We start from the raw sequence: 566 nt of genomic DNA, 5'->3' as shown, positions 1-566 counted from the left end.
GAAAGCAGCGGAATGCGTATTTCTCGTTGTCCACAATCTTCTCCTTCGCCGTGACGCGCTTTTGCGTCCGCGCCATCAGGCAGAGCTTGCTGATAAACTCGGCGTATGCCTTTGCCGTCTCGTCGGTGATTGTGCCGTGCAGCCACGCAAAGGTGATTCGGTCATCGGTCAGCGTGTAGATCGCCTCGCGAATGTCAAAGGCGTGACGAATGAGCCGTCCCTTGCTCAGGAGAAGCGCGTCCAGATTGTTCAGTGCGGTCTCCGTGAAGAGGCTGCGCGGGAGGCTGATGGAAAGGCTGTCCTCGTCGGGTTCTGCCATCGCTTCCTCTGTCGGAGCAGGTTCTTCCGACGTTTCTGTTGGTGTCAGCTTATCCTCTGCCGCATCAACTGCGGTAGGCTCTTCCACCGTCGATTCCGTCAGGATCGGATCATCTTCCCCTATGTCCGCGCAGGAAGCCTCGGACATAAAGCCCTCCTCGCGCAGTGCCGCGCGCACACGCGCAAGTGTCGCTTTGTCGGTGGCATCGTCGAGGCAAAGGCTGCCGTCCTTCGTGATCTCGAATGCG

1 pseudogene is annotated in these 566 nt (G+C 58.8%); it reads right to left on the bottom strand.

Annotated elements, in window-relative coordinates:
- Nucleotides 1-566: pseudogene (locus HMPREF9163_RS11405) on the bottom strand (virulence protein); the annotation flags it as partial.

This window comes from Selenomonas sp. oral taxon 138 str. F0429 (assembly GCF_000318175.2).
Taxonomy (GTDB): domain Bacteria; phylum Bacillota; class Negativicutes; order Selenomonadales; family Selenomonadaceae; genus Centipeda; species Centipeda timonae.
The sequence above is the reverse complement of the archived record's forward strand: the minus strand, read 5'-3'. Positions and strand labels throughout refer to the sequence as shown.